Origin of the sequence: Shewanella electrica, assembly GCF_022321485.1 — a bacterium.
GTDB classification, from domain to species: Bacteria; Pseudomonadota; Gammaproteobacteria; order Enterobacterales; family Shewanellaceae; genus Shewanella; species Shewanella electrica.
On sequence record NZ_JAKOGG010000217.1, the window covers coordinates 1 to 277 of the forward strand.

At 67.9% G+C, this 277-nt stretch carries 1 pseudogene; it reads left to right on the forward strand.

Annotation, left to right across the window (positions count from 1 at the left end):
• Positions 1 to 235: pseudogene (locus L9G74_RS20430) on the forward strand (acetyl-CoA C-acetyltransferase); the annotation flags it as partial.
• Positions 236 to 277 lie beyond the last annotated feature (42 nt).

Below are 277 nucleotides of genomic sequence, written 5' to 3' on the forward strand. Positions count from 1 at the left end.
CGAGGCGTTCGCCTCCGTGGTGCTGGCCTGGAAGCGCGAGGTCAAGCCGGACATGTCCAAGGTTAACGTGAACGGCGGCGCCATCGCCCTGGGGCACCCGCTGGGGGCTACCGGCGCCCGCCTCATGACCACGCTCCTGCACGAGCTGGAGCGCACGGGCGGCCGTTACGGGATGCAACTGATGTGCTGCGGCGGCGGCCTGGGCACCGCCACCATCATCGAGCGGTTGGACTAACGGCGAGGCCGTTTAGCGCTGTAGCTGCAGACCTTTAGGTCT